This window comes from Rhodococcus sp. P4_B6, from assembly GCF_056402215.1.
In genome coordinates, this window is the sequence record NZ_JBFUHV010000084.1 from 17,169 (window position 1) to 36,922 (window position 19,754).

Sequence of the window (19,754 nt, forward strand, 5' to 3'; positions counted from 1 at the left end):
CATGCCCTCACACGTCCTGGAGACATCGAAGCGAACTCCGCTGTACCTCACCGTCGCCGTGCTGCAGTTCTTCGTCGTCGAATTCCTCGTCGCCGGAACCTGGCGCGGTCACTACAGCTATTCCGCCAACTTCATCAGCGACCTCGGCGTCCCGTTCTGCGGCACCGACGGCACGGCGCCGTGCAGCAGGACGTCGCTGTTGATGGACGCGGCGTTCGTCGTGGCCGGCGTCGCATATGTCGTCGGCGCCGTCCTCTGGTACCGCGTCGAGCGGGTGCTCCCGCTCGTTCCGGTGGTGTTCCTCGTCGTAGCCGGAATCGGGGGAGTAGTGGTCGGTCTGGCGCCGTCGAACACGCACTGGGAGGTGCATTCGCTCGGTGCCACGCTGTTCCTCATCTTCGGCAGTCTCTTCACACTGACGACGGCGCTCACCGTATGGCCCCACAGGTCGGGTCCGGCAACGTACGTCGCCCTCGCGCTGGGGGTGATCGGTCTGGTGGGGTACTTCTGTTTCACCTACTCCTGGGACCTCGGTCTCGGCGTCGGTGGTATCGAACGGGTCGCGGCGTACTCGGCGATCCTCGGGTTCGTCGTGTGCGTCCACCTCGTGACACAGCTGCAGTTCGTTCGGCGTTCGGCTGACGTCCGGGTCGGAGACAAAGCCGGTGCATAGAGTGCTGAACCGTCCACGCAGGACCCGTGCAGTGTCGTCGGCTGCGGTGTTCCTGGCGCTCGCCTGCGTCGGCGCCACCGGGTGGTATGCGTCGAGCGATGTCGCGCAGGCATCCGGGAAGGGCGAGTCGGTGCTCATGTTCGACGATTTCGTCGGGGCCGCCGGAATCTCACCCGACTCCCGCTACTGGGGCCACGCGGTCGGGGGCGGAGGCTGGGGAAACGACGAGGCGCAGGTCTACACGGACGATCCCGCCAATTCCCGGCTCGACGGCGAGGGCAACCTCGTGATCGAAGCCCGCCGCGACGGATCGGGCTACACGTCAGCCAGGCTGGTCACCCTCGACCGCTTCGCCTTCCAGTACGGACGTGCCGAGGCCCGCATCAAGATGCCGAAGGGACGGGGCCTGCATCCGGCGTTCTGGTTGATGGGCATGGACGTCAACCGCGTGGGCTGGCCGCAGTCGGGAGAGATCGACGTGATCGAGACGATCAACGACGCGTCGTTCTATCACAGTGCGCTGCACGGCCCGTCCGCGGACGGCACACCCTGGTATCTGAACGTCGAAGGCAGCAACGACGTGTCGGACGATTTTCACGACTACTGGGTGGAACGGTCGGCGGACCGGATCACGTTCGGCATCGACGACGGCGTGACGGGCGAGTTCTCGCGTGCGGACCTGGACCCGGGGCAGGAGTGGGTGTTCGRCAAACCGTTCTCTCTATTGCTGAACGTCGCCGTCGGCGGACGGTGGCCGGGTGACGTCGGAGCCGACACGACGTTCCCGGCCACGATGCTCGTCGACTGGGTGAAGGTGACCGATGAGTGATCTCCTCACTGCGGAGCGCGTGAACAGGACGGCTCCGGAGCTGTCCCGGTACTACGACGTCGCCGCATTGGCGTCGGCGGTCGCGGGACTGACATCCCTTGCGCCGCTTCCGTCGCCGGTCAGCGCCGTGCTACTAACGGTGTTCGTGCTGAGCGGCCCTGGTCTCGCGATCGTGACGTGGCTGCGGATACCGGTCGCCGCAGCCGTCGCGGCCGTCCCCGTCCTCGGGCTGTCCGTGGTGACCGCCGCCACCACCGTCCTGGCGTGGTTCTACCGCTGGCCCGCCATCGGTCTGCTGCTGGTGATGGTCCTGGCCGTCGTCGCGTCCGCGCTGCGGCATCGGTGGCACGACACCGGCGCCGACCCGGTTCGCGCGGTCACCCTGCAGCAGGTGTGGTTTCGTCTATCGCACTGGGGTCATGCCGCCCGCGTCAATCGCCCCCTGATCCTCGTCGCCGTGGCCCTGGCTCTCTGGGGGGCGGTGCTCTCCGGGCTCGGCACCACCGGGTACTCGCAGTTCGGGCTGTTGTTCGTCGGAAGCGGGCCCGGCCTGGTGGTGTGCGCGCTGATGATGCTCGGCGCGTTCGTCTGGGCGCTCCGCGCGGGGGCGGTCGGGACCGCGGCCACGGCCCTGCTCGGCGTGATCGTGGTGGAACGGCTCACCCCGACACTCGTCACCGACGTGCCCATCTACGGGTGGACCTACAAGCACCTCGGCGTGGTCGACTACATCCAGCAGTTCCAGACACTGCCGCCCAAGGGCGTCGACATCTACGGTGAGTGGCCGGGTTTCTTCACCGCATTCGCGTGGTTCGGTGACATCACGTCGGCAGACATGATGTCCATCGCCCACTGGTTCGCGCCGGTGATCCACGTGTTGCTGGCGGTCGTGATCGCCGCGATCGCCCGGCTCCTCGGGTTCGACATGCGGGTGGCGCTGACAGCTGCGATGGTCGCGGAACTCGCCAACTGGGTGGGACAGGACTACTTCTCGCCGCAGGCCATCGCACTCGTCATGGCGCTGGGTGTGGTGGCACTGCTCGTCGTGTCGACGGAGCACCGATCCGCGGCATACTTGTCGATCCTCGTCTTCGCTGCGCTCGTACCCACCCACCAGCTGACCCCCTACTGGCTTTTCGGTGTGACGGCGGCCCTGGCAGTGACGCGGAAGATCCGTCCGTGGTGGCTTCCCGTGCCCTACTTCGCGATCCTCGTCGCCTATCTCGTGCCGCGGCTGGACATCGTGGCACCGTACGGGCTGCTGTCCGGTTTCAACCCGGTCGACAACGCGGCCAGCAACGTGACCGCGGTCGGCACGTTGGGGAAGATCTTCACCTCTGCCGTGTGCCGTTCCCTGTCCGCGGGCATCATCCTGCTCGCCGTGGTCTGCGCGATCCTCCTCTGGCGCAGCAAACGTCCCGCCTGGGTCGCGACCGTCATGGCGTTCAGTTCGTTCGCCCTGCTGGCGGGTCAGAGCTACGGTGGTGAGGCGATCTTCCGGGTCTACCTCTATGCCGTCCCCGGCTGCGCGATCCTCATCGCACCGATTCTCGTGGACGCGCTCGCGATCAGGTTCCGGTCCGGATTGCTCCGCGCAGTCGTCCCCGTCGGACTCGCGAGCGGACTGGCATACGTGACGTTTGCCGGCCTGCAAGGGTATTACGGGCTGTGGTCGCTGGTCGTCGGCTATCAGTCCCAGGTGACGTTCGCGGAGGACATCCTCGCGAACGAACAGCCACCGGCGACGATCATGTCCCTCTATCCCGCGGGTCTCCCCACTCGTGTCAGCGCCGACTACATCAAGTTCGCCGTCGTCGACAAGGATTTCGATCAACCCCTGCTGGCCTTGCCGCCGGCCTTGTTGGAGGGCTTCCCGCACGGCGGCCAGATCGAGATGCTCACCGCGGATGCGGCGGAACGCGAAGGCGACACGTATCTCGTGTTCAACACGCAGGGCACTGCCGCCATCCGCTACTACGGTTATTTACCGGACGGATCGGTCGACAACTTCGAGGACCAATTGCGGTCCAGCCCCGACTGGTCCGTGTCCGCGCAGGACGTCGACAGCACCATTTTCCGTTACACGGGGCCGCGGAGGTAACGGCTACCTGGCGTATTCGGTCACGAACGGTCGAGGCGGGCGCTTAGCATCGGCACATGCAGCGGATGCGCTCGGCCATGTTCGACATGGCGTTGACGTGCTCGGTGGCGCTGTGCGCGCTATCCCTCACCCCAGCTGTGGCCGTCGCCGTTCCCGTCGCCGGAGGCGCCCGGACCGCCTATCCCGGGTACACCGTGATCGGCAGCGACGAGTTCGACGGACCCGCAAATGCTGCACCCAGTCCACAGTTCTGGGGTTACGACCTCGGGGGCGGCGGGTGGGGCAACAACGAGAAACAGGTGTACACCGATTCCCGCCAGAATTCGCGACTCGACGGCAACGGTCGTCTCGTCGTCGAGGCGCGCAGAAACGGTGGCGGCTTCACCTCGGCTCGGCTCGTGACCCGTGGAAAATTCGACTTCACGTACGGCGTGATCGAGGCACGGATGCAGGTGCCGTCCGGCCCGGGGATCCATCCGGCGTTCTGGACACTGGGAAGCAACATCAACAGCGTCGGGTGGCCCGTCTGCGGAGAGATCGACATCCTCGAAGTGATCGGGGACGGTTCGCGATATCACGCGGGAGTACACGGCCCCACCGTCGGCGGCGGTCACTGGGAGCGCTCGACGGATGGCGCGATCGGCGCGAATCTCAGCGCAGGTTTCCACGACTATGCGCTGATCAAGGCACCCGGCCGCATCTCGGTGGGGATCGACGGGAACATCGTCGGTACTGTCACCACGGCGGATCTCCGACCCGAGGAACGCTGGGTGTTCGACGCCCCCGCGTACCTACTGCTGGATGTGGCCGTAGGCGGAAACTGGCCCGGCCCGGTCACGCCGTCCACACGCTTTCCCGCCACCATGCTGGTGGACTGGGTGAGGTTCTCCCAGTGATGTCAGGGACCGGCGAGTTCGGCGTGTGAATAGAATCAACTTCATGGCCGTGTCGAACTCCGAGTGCCGCTGCGGCCACCCATTCGCCGCTCACGAGCATTACCGCAAGGGCACGTCCTGTGCGATGTGCGACTGTCCGAAGTTCCGGCGGCCGTTCCCACGACTGATCGGGAAACTCGTCGGCCGCTGACCGCGCACAGAATTCGTCCGCCCTCGCTGAACGTCTCGTCGCTCCGACCCGGGTGTCGCCTTCTTGGTGTGCGACGGCATAACATACTTCAAGTATGTATAAGGCTGTATTACAGTATATAGATCGTGTAAATATGGTCTTCTGGAAACTTTGAATCCGATAACGCGATGAACGAATGTATGCGCAGGTGCGGCAGACGGCAGTTCGGATGGTGGCGATGGAACATCGGACAGCCGAACGCATGGGGACGTCGTCGAATGTGAAGGCCGTCCTGTGGAGCGACGTGCTGTGGCTGGTCGCAGTGACCATCGCCGTGCCGGCGGCGCTGTTCGCGCTGGTTCGGTGGCAGAGGTGGGACCGGGCGTTTGCGACCACGGTGGTCGTCGACGTGGGCTTGCTGGTCTTCGCTCTCGCCGCGACGGGGTGTGCCGGGTGGGCGGCCTGGAGGGGACGGGGCGCTCGCCGCCGCAGTTGGCTGGCGCTGGCGGGTGGGCTGGCGGCCTGGTCGGTGGGCGAAGCCATCTGGTGCTACTACGAGATGTGGCAAGGGCTCGATCAGATCCCGTTCCCCTCGCCGGCGGACGCAGCCTTCCTGCTGTTTCCGGTCGGCGCAGGCGCGGCGCTGCTGCTGTTCCCGGCGGGTGACGGCGGGCAATCCCGCACCCGGTTGATTCTGGACGGAATCATCGTGGCCGGTTCACTGTTCGTGGTGTCGTGGGTGAGCGTGCTGGGCAGCGTGTACCGCGCAGGAAGCGACACAGCGGTCGCCCTCGTGTTGTCCCTCGCCTACCCTGTCGCGGACGTGGTGATCGCGACGATGGCGATAGTAGTGCTGGCCCGGGCGCGGTCCGGACAACGTCTGACCCTCGGGATGCTGTGTGCCGGGATCATCCTGATGGCGTTGTCCGCCAGCGCATTCACGTACATGACCGCTATGGGCACATATCGCTCCGGAAGTGTGATCGACCTGGGCTGGGTGGCGGCCTTCGCCGCATTCGGGCTGGCGGCGCTGTGGAGTACCCGCGAGCCGTCGCGCGAACCGGTTCCGCTGCAGATTCCGTCTCGGACCCGATTGTGGTTGCCGTACCTCCCGTTGCTGCTGGCTGCTGCGGTCGGCCTGCAGCGGGAGCTGCCCGGCCTGGGATCCGGCCCGATTCCCGCTGTGATCATCGTCCTGGTGGTCGCCCTGCTCGCGCGGCAGTTCATCGTGTTGGCCGAGAACCGACGGCTCTTGCTGACCGTGGCCCGGCAAGCCTTTCGCGACCGGCTGACCGGACTGGCGAATCGTGCCTTGTTTCTCGACCGGCTCGACCAGGCCGTACAGCGCCGGCGCCGGGAACCGACACCGATCGTCGTGCTGTGTGTGGATCTCGACGATTTCAAGACCGTCAACGACAGCCTCGGCCACCCCGCCGGCGACGAGTTGTTGATCCGCGTCGCCGAACGACTCACCGGCTGCATGCGGAGCACCGACACCGTGGCCCGGCTCGGAGGTGACGAGTTCGCGGCACTGGTCGAAGGGAGCGTCGAGGATGCTTTGTCTGCCGCGGATCGGGTACTCGAGGCTTTCACCCCGCCGTTCATCATCGACGGTGTCGTCCTTTCCATCCGCCCCAGCATCGGGCTCACCATCGCCACGTCCGAGGTCCCCGACGCGACGACCGAGAGCCTGCTCAAACAGGCCGACCTCGCGATGTATGCGGCCAAACGCTGCGGTGGCGGCTGCCTGCGCAGTTACATCCCCGACCGGGCCGACGCCGATGATTTCGAGGCGCTGGCCGACGTCGACCGCCCGACCCACCGCCCCGTCGTCGTCAGCCCCGGGGAGGCCGCACACACACCGCGGCACGCGCGTCCCCTGGCCGTATCGGGAAGCGACAGCGTGCCGGAGGCGACGATCGCACATCGCCTGCCACAGTCGATTCGGGCGAACTGGGTGTCGCCGTCCGACCCGTCGCGGTGTGGCGTCACGGTCAGGCTCGGAATTCTGCTGATCGGTGTGGTCCTGTTGGGGATCTCGATCGGGTCGGAGGATCAATCCGGTTGGGTGGTGCTGCACGAGGTGCTCTACGACGGACTGGCCCTTTCGGCCGCGCTTCTCGTCGCTGCTCGCGCATGGTGGGTACCGACCGAGAAGAGGGCGTGGGTGCTGGTCGCGCTGGGCATGACGAGCTGGGGTGTGGGCGCTGTACTGGCGACGTCGTGGGTGACTGGCGGCCTGTCGCCCTCGGTGGCCGATCCGCTGAAGTTGGCGTTCTACCCACTCGTGTATGCCGGGTTGGTGATGCTGCTGCGCACACGGGTGCGGCGGATACCGACCGAGATCTGGTTGGACGCGGTCACCGCAGGTCTGACGCTCGCGGCGCTGGCGGCTGCCCTCGCATTCGGGCCGATCGACTMGGTGGCCGACGGATCGCCCGCCACGGTGATCGTCGGGTTGGCCTATCCGGTGGGAGATGTGCTGCTGTTGACACTCGCAGTCGGGGCGCTCGCGATGCTGGGGTGGCGTGCCGAGCAGCGGTGGGTCCTATTGGTCGCGGGGTTCACGCTGTTCGCGGTGGCCGACACCGTGTACCTGTTCCGGAGTGCTGCCGGTCACGACGTGGACATATGGGTCGATGCACTCCCACACGTCGCCGTGATGCTCGTTGCCGTGGCGAGCTGGCGAGCCCCGGGTCGAGAAAAGTCGGGTCAGCTACCGGGACTGGGCATCTGGGTTCCCCCACTGGCGTGCACCGCCGCAGCAGTGGGGCTGCTGGTCGTCGACCACGATGCGCGACTGCCGAGGCTCGCGGTGCTGCTGGCAGCGCTCAGCCTGGTCGCGGTCGCGGCCCGATTCGCGGTGACGTTCCGGCAAGTCGTCGTGCTGGCCGACAGTCATCGCGAGGCGAGCATCGACGACCTCACGAACCTGGCCAACCGGCGGGCAATCGTGGCCGCGCTGACGGCCGCGTACGACGACCAGGCGGTACAGCCGGCCGGGTACCACAACCGTCCGGGTCCTGGTCTGCTGCTGATGGATGTGGTCCGCTTCAAGGAGATCAACGACTCGTTCGGACGCTACGTGGGCGATCAATTGCTGTGCCAGGTGGCGGACCGATTGTCGCGGTCGGTGCGACCGGGCGATCTGCCGGCACGCCTCGACGCAGACGCCTTCGCGGTCCTGCTGCCGGCGGGGACCGATCTCGCAGGCGCCAGGGCGCTGGCGGGTCGTCTCCTCGAGGCATTTCGCGAGCCGTTCGACCTCGATGAGGTCACGGTGCGTATCGAGGCGTGCATCGGGATCGCCCTCTGCCCGCAACACTGCACCAATCCCCAGGACCTGCTGCAATGCGCGGGAGTGGCGGTGTATCGCGCCAAGTATTCCCGCCGCACGATCGCCGTGTACGACGCCACCGAGTACCAGCGCAGCATCGAGGAGCGGCAGACCGTCGAGGAGCTGCGCACGGCGATCACCGGTGGCGAGCTCACGTGCTACTACCAACCCAAGGTCAGCGCCTCCGACGGCCGAGTGCACGGCGTCGAGGCGCTCGTTCGGTGGGAGCACCCCCTCCGCGGCCTACTCCTGCCCGACGAGTTCCTGCCCCAGGCCGAACAGTCCGGACTGATGCGGCCGCTGACGACGAGGGTGCTCGAGCTTGCGCTGGGTCAGGCGCGGAGCTGGCTCGATCGCGGCATATCGCTCACCGTCGCAGTGAATCTGTCGGTCACCAATCTCCTCGACGTCGACCTGGTTGCCGAGATCAACCGACTCCTGGACGACCTTCGGTTACCCGCCGACACGCTGATCCTCGAGATCACCGAAAGCGTCCTGATGACCGACTACAAACGCGCCAGGAGGGTGGTCGAAGCGCTGCAGGGACTGGGAATCGGATTGTCGATCGACGACTACGGCACCGGCTGGTCTTCCCTGGCGTACCTGCAGGACCTGACCGTCGACGAGCTCAAACTCGACCGGGTCTTCGTCGCACGCCTCGCGAGCGACCCTCGGTCGGTCGCGATCGTGCGTTCGACGGTGGAACTCGCGCACAGCCTCGGTGCGTCGCTGGTCGCGGAAGGTGTCGAAGACGAGGACACCCTGCGCGCGCTGCGCCGGTACGGCTGCGACGTCACCCAGGGGCACTACCACGGTCGGCCGTTACCCCCCGACCAACTCGACCTTCGGTTGATCGGCGGGCACCGTTGACGCGAGGCGCGTGCCGGCTACGTGAACAGACCCTGACCCCAGTGCTGGCCCTCGGCGAGTCCGGGCGGGCAGACGAAGAGTGCGGATCCGACGTGCTGGATGTACTCGTTCATCGCGTCGTTTCTCGACAGGTTGAGCTGCATCGGCACGAACTGTTCCTGCGGGTTGCGGCAGTAGGCGATGAAGAAGAGTCCGGCGTCGAGGTGGCCGAAACCGTCGGAGCCGTCGGTGAAGTTGTAACCGCGACGCAGGATCTGGATGCCGCCCAGTTCCTGCGCGGACGCCAGCCGCACGTGGGCGTCGACGTCGATCACCGGGTCGTGTCCCTTCTTGGAGTCGAGGTCGAGTTCGTCGAACTCGGCCTTGCCGCTCAGGGGAGCGCCGCTGCCCTTGGACCGCCCGATCACGCGTTCCTGCTCGCCGAGCACGGTGCGGTCCCACTGTTCGATGAGCATGCGGATCCGCCGCGCCACGAGGTACGTGCCGCCGCCCATCCACGGCTGGTCGTCGCCGGAGGCCACCCAGACGTTCTGGTCGACGACGTCGGTTTCCTCCGCCTTGATGTTGTTCGTTCCGTCCTTGAACCCGAACAGGTTCCGCGGGGTGTCCTGGGTGGTGGACGTGGACGACGTGCGGCCGAAGCCGAGCTGCGACCAGCGGACCGAGGCCGTCCCGAACGCGACGCGCGCCAGGTTGCGGATGGCGTGCACGGCCACCTGCGGGTCGTTGGCGCACGCCTGGATCGCGATGTCGCCGCCACTGCGCGCCGGATCCAGGTTGTCCGCCCGGAAGTGCGGAAGTTCTTCGAGCGCCGTGGGCTTCTTGGATGCGAACCCGAACCGGTCGTCGAACAGCGATGGTCCGAACCCGATGGTCAGCGTCAGCTGGGACGCCGCCAGGCCGAGCGCCTCCCCGGTGTCGCTGGGCGGAACATACAGGCCGTCGCCGATGGCCCCGTCCGGGGTGGCCTCCTCGCCGGCGGTCATCCGCTCGGCCATCACGGTCCATTTCTTCAGCAGCGCCTCGAGTTCCTCCCGGGACTTCGTGGTGACGTCGAACGCCACGAAGTGCATCCGGTCCTGGGCGGGCGTCACGATGCCTGCCTGGTGTTCGCCCCGGAAGGCGACGACGTCGGCATGCGAGAACGGCGGTTCGGCGGCGGTGGCGCGCCCGACCAGTGCACCGGCGCCTGCCAGGGCGGCTCCCGCCCCGACGGCGCCGAACAGACGTCGTCGGGACATGCCCTTGCGCTCGTCCACCGTGGTGGTCGTCTCGGTCGGATCGGTCGGATCAGTCATGATTATGCGCCTGCTACTACGCCCTGAACCTGGCTGACCTCGGCCGACAGGGCGTCGATCTTGCGCGACAGTTCCTGGCGCTGTTGTTCGTTGACAGTGTCGTAGAAGACGAACCCGTCACCCTGGCGGTATTGAGCGAGGTCGGCATCGAGGTCCGCGAAACGCTGGGTGATGTTTGCGGCCAGTTCGGGATTGCGTTCTTCGATGATCGGCTGCAGTGCGGCGACCGCGGCCTGCGAGCCGTCGACGTTGGCCTGGAAGTCCCACAGGTCGGTGTGCGAGAAGATGTCTTCCTCACCGGTGATCTTCGACGTCGAGATCTCGTCGAGCAGCCCCTGCGCGTCGCCGGCGATCTTGGTGGGGTCGATCGCGTAGTCCTCCGCGTTCACCTGGTCGGCGAGGTACTGGACGTCGACGACGAGTTGGTCGGCGATCGCGTTGGTATCGGGCTGGGGACCGGTCACCCACAGGTCCTTCTCCAGTCGGTGGAAGCCCGTCCATTCCTGCCCAGGCTCGAGGTCGGCCTCCCGCAGATCGAGCTTGGGATCGAGCTCACCGAAGCTCTCCGCCTCCGGCTCGATGCGCTCGTAGTAGGTGCGGGCGACGGGGAACAGTGCCTTGGCCTGATCGATGTTGCCGGCCTTGACGGCGTCGACGAACTGCTGCGTGGTGTCCTGCAGGGCGACGACCTGACTGCGGATGTAGCGGCGGTAGCCGTCGGCTGCCTCGGCAAGCTGCCCGCTCTCGTCGGAGGCACTCATCGAGTCGCCGGTGACGGTGAATTCCTGCCGGATGCCGTTGCCGACCATGCCGGGCTTGCAGGCGAGCTGGTAGGTGCCTGCGTCGGGCAGCGACACGATGAGCTGGCGGGTGAGCCCGGGACCGATGTTCTCGACCTCACCCATCGCCCGGTCGCCCTCGGCGTACACGTAGAACTCGGTGACCTTGCTGCCGTTGTTCGTGACCTGGAACGTGCTGCTCCCGGTGGTCCCGGAGTCGGCGCTGACGTCGCAGGTCTCGTCGCTCGCGGTGACGGTGATGTCGTCGGTGTTCTCCGTCGACTTCTCGGTACAGCCTGCGAGGGCCAGCGGCAGCACGGCGACCGAGGCGAGGGCGAAGGTGGATCGGCGCATGGTCTTCATGGGCGGACGTTGCCTTTCACGAAACTGTTTCGTCGGGTGAGGGGGAGGCAGTGCGCTCGGGGGCCGCGGAGGCCGTCGGGGATGCGGAGGGCTCGGGTGCGCGTGTCGGTGCGGAGACGGGCCGGAGGAACAGGAAGAGGACCACGACGACGTACACGACCCAGGCGACCGCCTGCAGGGCGGTCGGGTCGGGCCGGAAGTTGAAGATGCCGGCGAAGACGGTGCCGTACCAGCTGGAGGCGTCGTATCCGCCGGAGATGTCGAACGCGAGTGCGGAACCGCCGGGCAGGACGCCACCGACCTGCAGGGCGTGGATGCCGTACCCGAGGATTCCGGCGGCGACGATGATCAGGAAGATGCCGGTGTACTTGAAGAATTTCGCGAAGTCGAGGCGGACGGCGCCCATGTACAGAAGCACGGTGAGGACCGCGGCCGCGACGATGCCGAGCAGGAGGCCGACGAGGGGCCATGCACTGCCTGCGGTGTTCTCGGCGTACCCGACCATGAGGAGCGCGGTCTCGACACCTTCTCGGCCGACGGCGAAGAACGCGAGCGTGAGTACCGCGATCGGACCGGCGACCAGTGCCTTCTCCATGCCGGCCTTGAGGTCGTGGGAGATGGTCCGCGCGGCCTTCCGCATCCACAGCACCATCGTGGTGACGATCGCGACCGCGACGAGGGAAGCGACGCCGGCGATGATCTCGGCGGTCAGTCCGGTGACGGTGGATGTTCCGTAATGGATGACGAGGAAGATCGCCGCCACCATCGCCACGGCGATGCCGACGCCGAGCCAGACCCATTTGAGTGCGTCCTTGCGTTCGGCTTTCACGAGGAACGCGGCGAGGATCATGACGACGATGCCCGCCTCGAGGCCCTCGCGCAGACCGATCAATCCACTGCCGAACAGCTGTGTGGCGATCGACGGCGCGGTCCCTGCGGCGAGAACTGACATGCACACTCCTGATCGAGGCGGGTCGAGCGCGAGCGATCAGCAAGGTTGGATAGGCAACCTTGCAGTAGGCAAGGCGAACCTTAGCCCTGTGGAAAAACATACACCGGGTGAGCGCGTCCGAAGAACCCCTCACCTGCACTTTTACAACTCTTTACCTTAGGCGTGTTGCCGTGTCGTGACCCGTATTCGGTGTGGACGCCGTCTCGCCTGGCCGGGATCGACGAGTTCGGTGTGGATGATGGAGACGTGAACCGATATCCCGTGCGGCCGAAACGTCGTTCCCGATGGCCCGGACCGCTGTTCGCACTGCTCGCGGCGACGGTGGTCGCGGTTCTCGCCTACGGCGCGTGCTCGCGGGAGCAGCAACCGAGGATCGCCATACCGGAAGGCATCCCACCAGGTCCCGGTGCGGCGACCCCGCCGATCGACATCGACGCGCCGGGACGCTCCGCGGATCAACTGCACGAGTGGTCCGCCGGACTGGCCGACTCGATCGGCGTCGGAAATACCGCGCTCGAGGCGTACGGCTACGCGTCGGCGGTGATGGCCGAGACGAAACCCGGATGCGGGATCGGGTGGACCACCCTCGCCGGAATCGCCAGCGTCGAGAGCAGGCACGGCACGCACGCCGGTTCGACGGTCGGGCCGACCGGACAGGTGACGCCCGAGATCCGGGGCATCCCGCTCGACGGCGGACCCGGCGTCGCCGAGATCCCCGACTCCGACGGCGGGGCGATGGACGGCGACCCGGTGCACGACCGCGCCATGGGTCCCCTGCAGTTCATTCCCGAGACGTGGAAGAGGTGGGGTGTCGACGCGAACGGTGACGGCGTGGCCGACGCCGACAACATCGACGACTCGGCGTTGACCGCCGCCCGCTACCTGTGCGAGCGGGGCGGCGACCTCACCTCGCCGGAGGGTTGGCAGTCGGCTCTGATGGCCTACAACCTGTCGGGGGAGTACCTCACCCTGGTACGCGACCGGGCGTCCGCCTACTCCGTCGGAGTGCGTCCGTAACCCTTCCACCACCGCTTCGTGACCTGATCGCCGTCGTATCGACAGGTGTCGCGCGGGCGGATCGCCGTCGGCGGGGCGCGCCATCCCGCGCCGGTTTCGGTGTGCCGTTACGCTGTGTCCTGGCACGATCTGGTGTCCTGGCACGATCGGACCGGTCGCTGCACAGTGCGAAGGCCAATATAAGGAGAATCAGCAAGTGTCCATCATTGAGCAGGTCGGAGCCCGTGAGATCCTCGATTCCCGTGGTAACCCCACGGTGGAGGTCGAGGTGCTGCTCGACGACGGAAGTTTCGCTCGCGCCGCGGTTCCGTCGGGTGCTTCGACCGGTGAGCACGAGGCCGTCGAACTGCGTGACGGCGGTGACCGGTACAACGGCAAGGGTGTCGAGAAGGCCGTCGAGGCCGTCCTGAGCGAGATCGCTCCGGCCATCATCGGGATCGACGCCACCGAGCAGCGAACCGTCGACCAGGCCCTGCTGGACGCCGACGGCACCCCCGACAAGTCGCGTCTGGGCGCCAACGCGCTCCTGGGTGCGTCCCTCGCGGTCGCCCGCGCGGCCGCCGAGTCGTCCGGTCTCGACCTTTTCCGTTACGTCGGCGGCCCCAACGCCCACGTCCTGCCCGTCCCGATGATGAACATCCTCAACGGTGGCGCGCACGCAGACACCGGTGTCGACGTCCAGGAGTTCATGGTCGCCCCGATCGGTGCCGCCACATTCAAGGAGTCCCTGCGCTGGGGCGCCGAGGTGTACCACGCCCTCAAGTCGGTGCTGAAGGAGAAGGGCCTGGCCACCGGTCTCGGTGACGAGGGYGGCTTCGCCCCCGACGTCGCGGGCACCAAGGAAGCCCTCGACCTGATCAGCGTCGCCATCGGCAAGACCGGTCTGGTGCTGGGCACCGACGTGGCGCTGGCACTCGACGTCGCCGCCACCGAGTTCTACACGGACGGCACCGGCTACAAGTTCGAGGGCAGCAACCGGACCGCGGACGAGATGGCGGCGTTCTACGCCGAACTGGTCGACGCGTACCCGATCGTATCCATCGAGGACCCGCTGGACGAGGACGACTGGGACGGCTGGGTCGCCCTGACCGATCAGATCGGCAACAAGGTCCAGCTCGTTGGTGACGACCTGTTCGTCACCAACCCGGAGCGTCTGGAAGAGGGCATCGTCAAGGGCGCCGCGAACGCGCTGCTGGTGAAGGTCAACCAGATCGGCACGCTGACCGAGACCCTCGACGCCGTCGACCTCGCGCACCGCAACGGCTACAAGACGATGATGAGCCACCGGTCCGGCGAGACCGAGGACACCACCATCGCCGACCTCGCGGTCGCCGTGGGCAGTGGTCAGATCAAGACCGGCGCCCCCGCACGCAGCGAGCGTGTCGCCAAGTACAACCAGCTGCTGCGCATCGAGGAGAACCTGGGCGACGCCGCCCGCTACGCCGGCGAGGTCGCCTTCCCGCGGTTCGCATTCGAAGGCTGACGTTCGACAGTCGAGTTAGGGGTGTTGGGGTAGGTGGCACAGCGCGGCAGGCCGCGGTCGTCCGGAGCAAGTCCGGGCGGCCGTGGCACCGGGCGTGGTGAACGGGCCCGCGGAAGCCGCGCGGAGGGCGCTCCCGGAGCGCGACGCCCCCGCACCACCAAGTCGACGACGCCGGGGCAGGCCGACGGCAAACCGGACGCCGTCGACAGCGCCGACACCGGCAAGGTGCTCCCGGGCCGCGCCCGCCCGAGACGGGTGGGCGCGACCGGGGCCGCCCGCATACCTCGGTCCGAGCACAAGATCCTCGGGCTGTCGACGGGCCAGGCGCTCGTCCTCGTCATGGTCGTGCTGCTTCTCGCCCTCACCCTCGCGGTTCCGCTGCGCAACTACCTCACCCAGCGTGGTGAAGCGGATCGCATTGCAGCGGAACAGGTTCAACTCGAGAAGGATCTGCGGGAACTGCGGATTCTCGAGGAGCGTTACTCCGACCCCGCCTACATCGAGGCGCAGGCGCGGGGACGGCTCCGGTGGGTGAAGCCTGGCGACACGCCGTTCCAGGTGCAGCTGCCCGGCGACTACAAGGAGCCGGAGAAGCAGGAGGAGAAGGACGCCGAGATGGCGGGCCCCTGGTACTCCGACCTGTGGAAGACCATTTCAGAACCGCCGGCCGCGCCCGAGGTGCAGCCGGCACCGGCTCCGGCGCCCCCCTTGGTGCCGCCGCCCGTACCGCCAGAACCAGGAGAACCCACCGGGTGACCACTTCGTCCAACCCGTCCAGCCCCGTGCCGCAGGAAGACCTCGACGCCGTCGCCGCCCAACTCGGCCGCGAACCGCGAGGAGTGCTCGAGATCGCGTACCGCAGTCCCGACGGCGCACCCGGCGTCGTGAAGACCGCGCCCAAACTTCCCGACGGAACGCCGTTCCCGACGCTGTACTACCTGACCGACCCGCGACTGACCGCGGAGGCCAGCAGGCAGGAGTCCGCGGGTGTGATGCGTGAGATGACCGAACGTCTCGGGCAGGACCCGGAACTCGCGGCCGCATACCTGCGCGCCCACCAGTCGTATCTCGCCGAGCGTGACGCCATCGAACCACTGGGAACGGACTTCACCGGCGGCGGCATGCCCGAACGCGTCAAATGCCTGCACGTGCTGATGGCCCACTCGCTCGCGAAGGGGCCGGGCGTCAACCCGCTCGGCGACGAGTCGGTGGCCCTCGCCGCATCCGCGGCAGGCGGAAAGCTGAGGGGCACCGCGATTCCCGCGGACTGGCCCGGCATCGACGACATCGAAAGTCCCGAACAGTGACGCGCGTCGCCGCCGTCGACTGCGGCACGAACTCCATCCGCCTCCTCGTCGCCGATGTCGACGACAAGGGTGCCTTGCACGACGTCTGCCGCGAGATGCGCGTCGTCCGGCTGGGGCAGGGCGTGGACGCCACCGGGCGTCTGGCGCCCGAGGCCATCGAACGCACCCGCGTCGCGTTGACCGAGTACGCCGGAATGATCGCGGACGCCGGCGCCACCGCCGTCCGTATGGTGGCCACGTCCGCCACCCGCGACGCGTCCAATCGGGAGGATTTCTTCTCGATGACCCGCGACGTGCTCGGCGCCGTCATCCCGGGCGCCGGGGCCGAAGTCATCACCGGCGACGAGGAAGCGCGACTGTCGTTCAACGGTGCGGTCGGGGAACTCGATCCCTCCCAGGGGCCGTTCGTGGTCGTGGACCTCGGCGGTGGTTCCACCGAAGTGGTGCTCGGCGACGAATCCGGCGTTCACGCGGCGTTCTCCACCGACATCGGGTGCGTGCGCATCACCGAGCGCTGCCTCCACGACGATCCGCCGACGCCCGCACAGATCGAGGACGCCCGGGCGTTCGCACAGGAATGCCTCGACGACGCGTTCGCTCGCGTCCCCGTCGAACAGGCCCACACCTGGGTGGGCGTCGCAGGCACCATGACCACGATCGCCGCACTCGCGAAAGAGCTGCCCGAATACGACGCCGAACAGGTGCATCTCTCCCGCATCCCGCTGCCCCGGCTGCGGGAGGTCTGCAACTCGCTGATCGCCATGACCCACACCGAACGCGCCGCGCTCGGACCGATGCACCCCGGACGGGTCGACGTCATCGGCGGCGGAGCGATCGTGACCCTCGCCCTCGCCGACGCATTCGAGAAAAAGGCCGGCATCGACCAACTCGTCGTCAGCGAACACGACATCCTCGACGGAATCGCCTTGTCGATCGCCTGAGCTAGGGTGATCTGCGCACGGTCGCCGAGCAACACACTCGGCGGTCGACAGCCCCTATAGCCCAATTGGCAGAGGCAGCGGACTTAAAATCCGCCAAGTGTCGGTTCGAGTCCGACTGGGGGCACAGGTCAGGGCAGTTTTGTCCCAGCTTAACTGCTGCTGTGCAACCCCCGTGCTACCTTCACGGCGCGGCAGGTGGGGTGGCGCAGCGCCGGGTTTGTCGGTGGCGGTTGGCACAATCAACAGCGTGACTACTGACGGTGGACAGGACACGACGGCGCAATCCGAGTCGGACTGCGACGCCCGGGTTTCAATCAGCGAACCCCCAGGCGATTCACCGGGGTACGGCATTCTGTGCGTTCGCGAAGAAATGGAAGAGCCGCTGCTGCCTCCAGTGGAGTATGTGCTGACGGTTCCAGACGGTACGCAGGAGATGCGGCTCGATATTGCGCGTCCACGAAGGGTTGGCGGTCACACACCCGGCGACGTGAAATTCCAGCGGAACCTCTTCACGATGATCGGCGGGATTGCAGTCGCTGCGGGTCACGTCGAGATGGCGATGAAGCAGCTTTACGTCTCGGTGACGAATAGCGAATTCGACTTGAAATCGGTCGGTGGCGACATGTGGCAGCAGCTCGAAGAGAAGCTCCTCACGCTATGCGACGACACCAGCGGCCAGCGTAGGGACTTGAAGAGCTTGATTGACTGGAGCAAGAGCGAGCAGTTGAGAGACCGGCGCAATGACGTGATCCATGGGTACTGGTGGACATATGACATTGGAAGCGTTCGTAACGTCCGGTATCGGCGTAGCGGTTCAGGTGCCCTCATGCGGGGTTCACTTCACGACCTAGCCGATATCGGCGAAAAGCTGTTCGTGTATGCCAACAAGCTTGAAAAGCTGTGCGGCGACAACTGGCCGCACGCGATCTTGGCGCGAGGAGGCGTGCGGCCCTCGGCTGACCCGAATGCTGAGTTTCCGATCGAACTGTTCTCCGAAGTAGTTTCGGGTTAGAACCGAATGGAATGCCTTGCTGGCGTATATGTCTGCCTGGACCCTCGGAGGAATGGCGGTTCCGAAGGAAAGCCATTCAAGCTGTTCGGCGCTAACCCGTCGACTTCCGCCGAAACGGGACCACGTTCGACGTACGAGCAGCAACCCCGTACGTGGCTGTCTCTGGCTCCGGCAGCGTGTTGACTGCGCCACCGTCCTCCTCTGGAATCCAATCGCCATAGGTGTCCAGCGTGAGAGTGAAGGTGCCGTRGCCCAGCCACTTGGAGACCTGCATGAAGTGCGTCCCGGCCATCAGCTGCATCGTGGCGAAGGTATGGCGCAAGTCGTGGAGCCGTACGCCGCGTTCTGCCGGAGCGATGTCCAGCCGACCGGCCGGTAGGCCGATCGGCTGGTCGCAGTTCCATCCGAGTTCGATCAACGAACTGCAGCAAACCCGCCGTCGACGGGGAGCAGTTGACCGGTGATGAAATGCGATGCATCGCCGGCGAGGAAGACCAGGACCGGGGCCAGATCGCGCTCGGCGTTTCCGAAGGTTCCGCCGAGCGGGATGTCCTTCCGCAGTTGCTCCTGGTACGCGGCGAGCTCCTCGGGGCCGAGTGAGCTGGTGTACTTGTCGAACATCGGTGTGTTCACATACGGAAGCACCGCGTTCACCCGAATTCCCGACGGTCCCCATTCGCGTGCGACGGTCCGGGTCCACGTGTGAACGGCGCCTTTCGAGGATCCGTAGGTGGCGTTCGACAGCTCCCCGGTGAAGCCGGACATCGAGCCGAAGTTGATGATTGCCCCGGTCCCGGCGTCCTTCATGATTCGATAGGCCGACTGGTTGGTGTGAATCGTGCCGAGAACGTTGACCCGGTAGATGCTGTCGAAAAGATCGGCCGTGATGTCCTCTGCCATGGCCGAGCGTTGCAGGCCGGCGATGTTCACCAGTACGTCGATGCCGCCGAGTTCTTCTGCGGCGCTGCGGAAGAGTGACTCGGTGGCCGTACCGTCGGTGATATCCAATTTCGAGAACCTCACCGAGCCGGGCCCGGCTTCGTTGGCTTCCTCGGCCGTGCTCTGTCCGCCTGCTTCGTTCAGATCGTAGGAGCGGACCTGCGCTCCCTCCGCGACGTACGCCTTGACGATCGCGGCGCCGATCCCCTGCGCGCCGCCGGTGACCAGGATCCGCTTACCTTCTAGTTGCACGAGTGCTTCTTTCGTCGAATTGGTGTCGAGTCAGAGTTCGAGTTGGTGGTGGTGTTGATTCGGTTGCGCGCCGCGAACCGTCAGAAGGGCAGCGACGCTGATCGCCGCGCAACCCAGGGTGTAGTACGCGGCCGAGAGCGGATCGCCCGTGGTCGAGGCCAACCAGGTGATGATGTACGGAGCTGTGCCGCCGAAGACGGCAACGGAGAGTGCGTAGGTTACCGAAACGCCGGTGGCGCGGTTGCGTGTGCGGAACCGCTCGGACATGAAGRCCGGCATCGGTCCGCCGACCACTCCGATGAGTATTCCGGCGATGACCAGTGCGATCAGTCCGCCGCCAAATCCGAGCTTCAACATGTAGTAGAGCGGGTACGACAGCAGGACCACGGCAACGGATCCGAACATGAGAACGGGACGCCTGCCGACTCGATCGGACAGTGTTCCGAACAGAGGCATCGTCGCACCGGCGACCGCTCCGGTCACGAGAGCGAGAAAGTAGGAGCGTTCGAAGGACATGTCATAACTCGTCGACAGGA

General features: G+C 66.4%; 17 protein-coding genes and 1 tRNA gene. 12 read left to right on the forward strand and 6 right to left on the reverse strand.

Translation table 11 applies throughout. The features are described from left to right. Position 1: 1 nt before the first annotated feature. The 5 genes from AC1DWT_RS30585 to AC1DWT_RS30605 all read left to right on the forward strand — a co-directional run bounded on the left by AC1DWT_RS30585 (position 2) and on the right by AC1DWT_RS30605 (position 8,875). Entirely contained in the window at positions 2-673 is a 672-nt protein-coding gene (locus AC1DWT_RS30585) for a DUF998 domain-containing protein (protein WP_477923492.1), read from the forward strand. Positions 674-704: 31 nt separating this feature from the next. Next, positions 705-1,502, forward strand: coding sequence for a glycoside hydrolase family 16 protein (locus AC1DWT_RS30590; protein WP_477923494.1), 798 nt, complete (start codon positions 705-707; stop codon positions 1,500-1,502). Continuing rightward, on the forward strand, positions 1,495-3,603 hold the full coding sequence (locus AC1DWT_RS30595) for a hypothetical protein (protein WP_477923496.1): 2,109 nt from the start codon (positions 1,495-1,497) through the stop codon (positions 3,601-3,603). The genes AC1DWT_RS30590 and AC1DWT_RS30595 overlap by 8 nt, the downstream gene beginning before the upstream one ends. Positions 3,604-3,659: 56 nt before the next feature. Further along, positions 3,660-4,499, forward strand: coding sequence for a glycoside hydrolase family 16 protein (locus AC1DWT_RS30600; protein WP_095861163.1), 840 nt, complete (start codon positions 3,660-3,662; stop codon positions 4,497-4,499). Between the two features lie 407 nt (positions 4,500-4,906). Then, on the forward strand, positions 4,907-8,875 hold the full coding sequence (locus AC1DWT_RS30605) for a diguanylate cyclase domain-containing protein (protein WP_477923499.1): 3,969 nt from the start codon (positions 4,907-4,909) through the stop codon (positions 8,873-8,875). 17 nt (positions 8,876-8,892) lie between these two features. Here AC1DWT_RS30605 and efeB read toward each other — a convergent pair whose 3' ends face one another. The 3 genes from efeB to efeU are packed head-to-tail and all read right to left on the reverse strand — an operon-like array spanning position 8,893 to position 12,267. Then, positions 8,893-10,173, reverse strand: a complete 1,281-nt coding sequence (gene efeB, locus AC1DWT_RS30610; RefSeq protein ID WP_477923501.1) for an iron uptake transporter deferrochelatase/peroxidase subunit — start codon at positions 10,171-10,173, stop codon at positions 8,893-8,895. Between the two features lie 2 nt (positions 10,174-10,175). Continuing rightward, entirely contained in the window at positions 10,176-11,315 is a 1,140-nt protein-coding gene (efeO, locus tag AC1DWT_RS30615) for an iron uptake system protein EfeO (RefSeq protein ID WP_477923503.1), read from the reverse strand. Between the two features lie 16 nt (positions 11,316-11,331). Further along, positions 11,332-12,267: an iron uptake transporter permease EfeU gene (efeU, locus tag AC1DWT_RS30620; RefSeq protein ID WP_477923505.1), complete on the reverse strand. Its 936-nt coding sequence runs from the start codon at positions 12,265-12,267 to the stop codon at positions 11,332-11,334. Between the two features lie 246 nt (positions 12,268-12,513). Here efeU and AC1DWT_RS30625 point away from each other — a divergent pair, with 246 nt between their 5' ends. From AC1DWT_RS30625 to AC1DWT_RS30655, 7 genes are all read left to right on the forward strand, one after another. Then, positions 12,514-13,284 (forward strand): lytic transglycosylase domain-containing protein, encoded by a 771-nt coding sequence (locus AC1DWT_RS30625; protein WP_477923508.1) that lies wholly within the window; start codon positions 12,514-12,516, stop codon positions 13,282-13,284. A gap of 196 nt (positions 13,285-13,480) precedes the next feature. Continuing rightward, positions 13,481-14,767, forward strand: coding sequence for a phosphopyruvate hydratase (eno, locus tag AC1DWT_RS30630; RefSeq protein WP_072940896.1), 1,287 nt, complete (start codon positions 13,481-13,483; stop codon positions 14,765-14,767). A gap of 33 nt (positions 14,768-14,800) precedes the next feature. Next, the gene (locus AC1DWT_RS30635) at positions 14,801-15,523 is read left to right on the forward strand and encodes an FtsB family cell division protein (RefSeq protein ID WP_477923510.1); all 723 of its coding nucleotides are present in this window, start codon (positions 14,801-14,803) and stop codon (positions 15,521-15,523) included. Then, positions 15,520-16,074: a DUF501 domain-containing protein gene (locus AC1DWT_RS30640; RefSeq protein ID WP_072940892.1), complete on the forward strand. Its 555-nt coding sequence runs from the start codon at positions 15,520-15,522 to the stop codon at positions 16,072-16,074. Before AC1DWT_RS30635 ends, AC1DWT_RS30640 begins: the two co-directional genes overlap by 4 nt. Then, complete coding sequence (locus AC1DWT_RS30645) at positions 16,071-17,015, forward strand: Ppx/GppA phosphatase family protein (protein WP_477923512.1); 945 nt, start codon at positions 16,071-16,073, stop codon at positions 17,013-17,015. Before AC1DWT_RS30640 ends, AC1DWT_RS30645 begins: the two co-directional genes overlap by 4 nt. A 50-nt stretch (positions 17,016-17,065) precedes the next feature. Then, positions 17,066-17,139: transfer RNA gene (locus tag AC1DWT_RS30650), tRNA-Leu, on the forward strand. 123 nt (positions 17,140-17,262) lie between these two features. Continuing rightward, entirely contained in the window at positions 17,263-18,027 is a 765-nt protein-coding gene (locus AC1DWT_RS30655) for a hypothetical protein (protein WP_477923514.1), read from the forward strand. 91 nt (positions 18,028-18,118) lie between these two features. On the opposite strand, the gene AC1DWT_RS30660 is transcribed toward AC1DWT_RS30655, so the two are convergent. The 3 genes from AC1DWT_RS30660 to AC1DWT_RS30670 form a co-directional block, all read right to left on the reverse strand. Next, positions 18,119-18,445 (reverse strand): hypothetical protein, encoded by a 327-nt coding sequence (locus tag AC1DWT_RS30660; RefSeq protein WP_477923516.1) that lies wholly within the window; start codon positions 18,443-18,445, stop codon positions 18,119-18,121. Then, positions 18,442-19,218, reverse strand: coding sequence for an SDR family NAD(P)-dependent oxidoreductase (locus tag AC1DWT_RS30665; protein WP_477923519.1), 777 nt, complete (start codon positions 19,216-19,218; stop codon positions 18,442-18,444). The genes AC1DWT_RS30660 and AC1DWT_RS30665 overlap by 4 nt, the downstream gene beginning before the upstream one ends. A gap of 30 nt (positions 19,219-19,248) precedes the next feature. Continuing rightward, positions 19,249-19,754 (reverse strand): MFS transporter (locus tag AC1DWT_RS30670; RefSeq protein WP_477923521.1); only part of this gene is annotated, 506 nt, incomplete at its 5' end.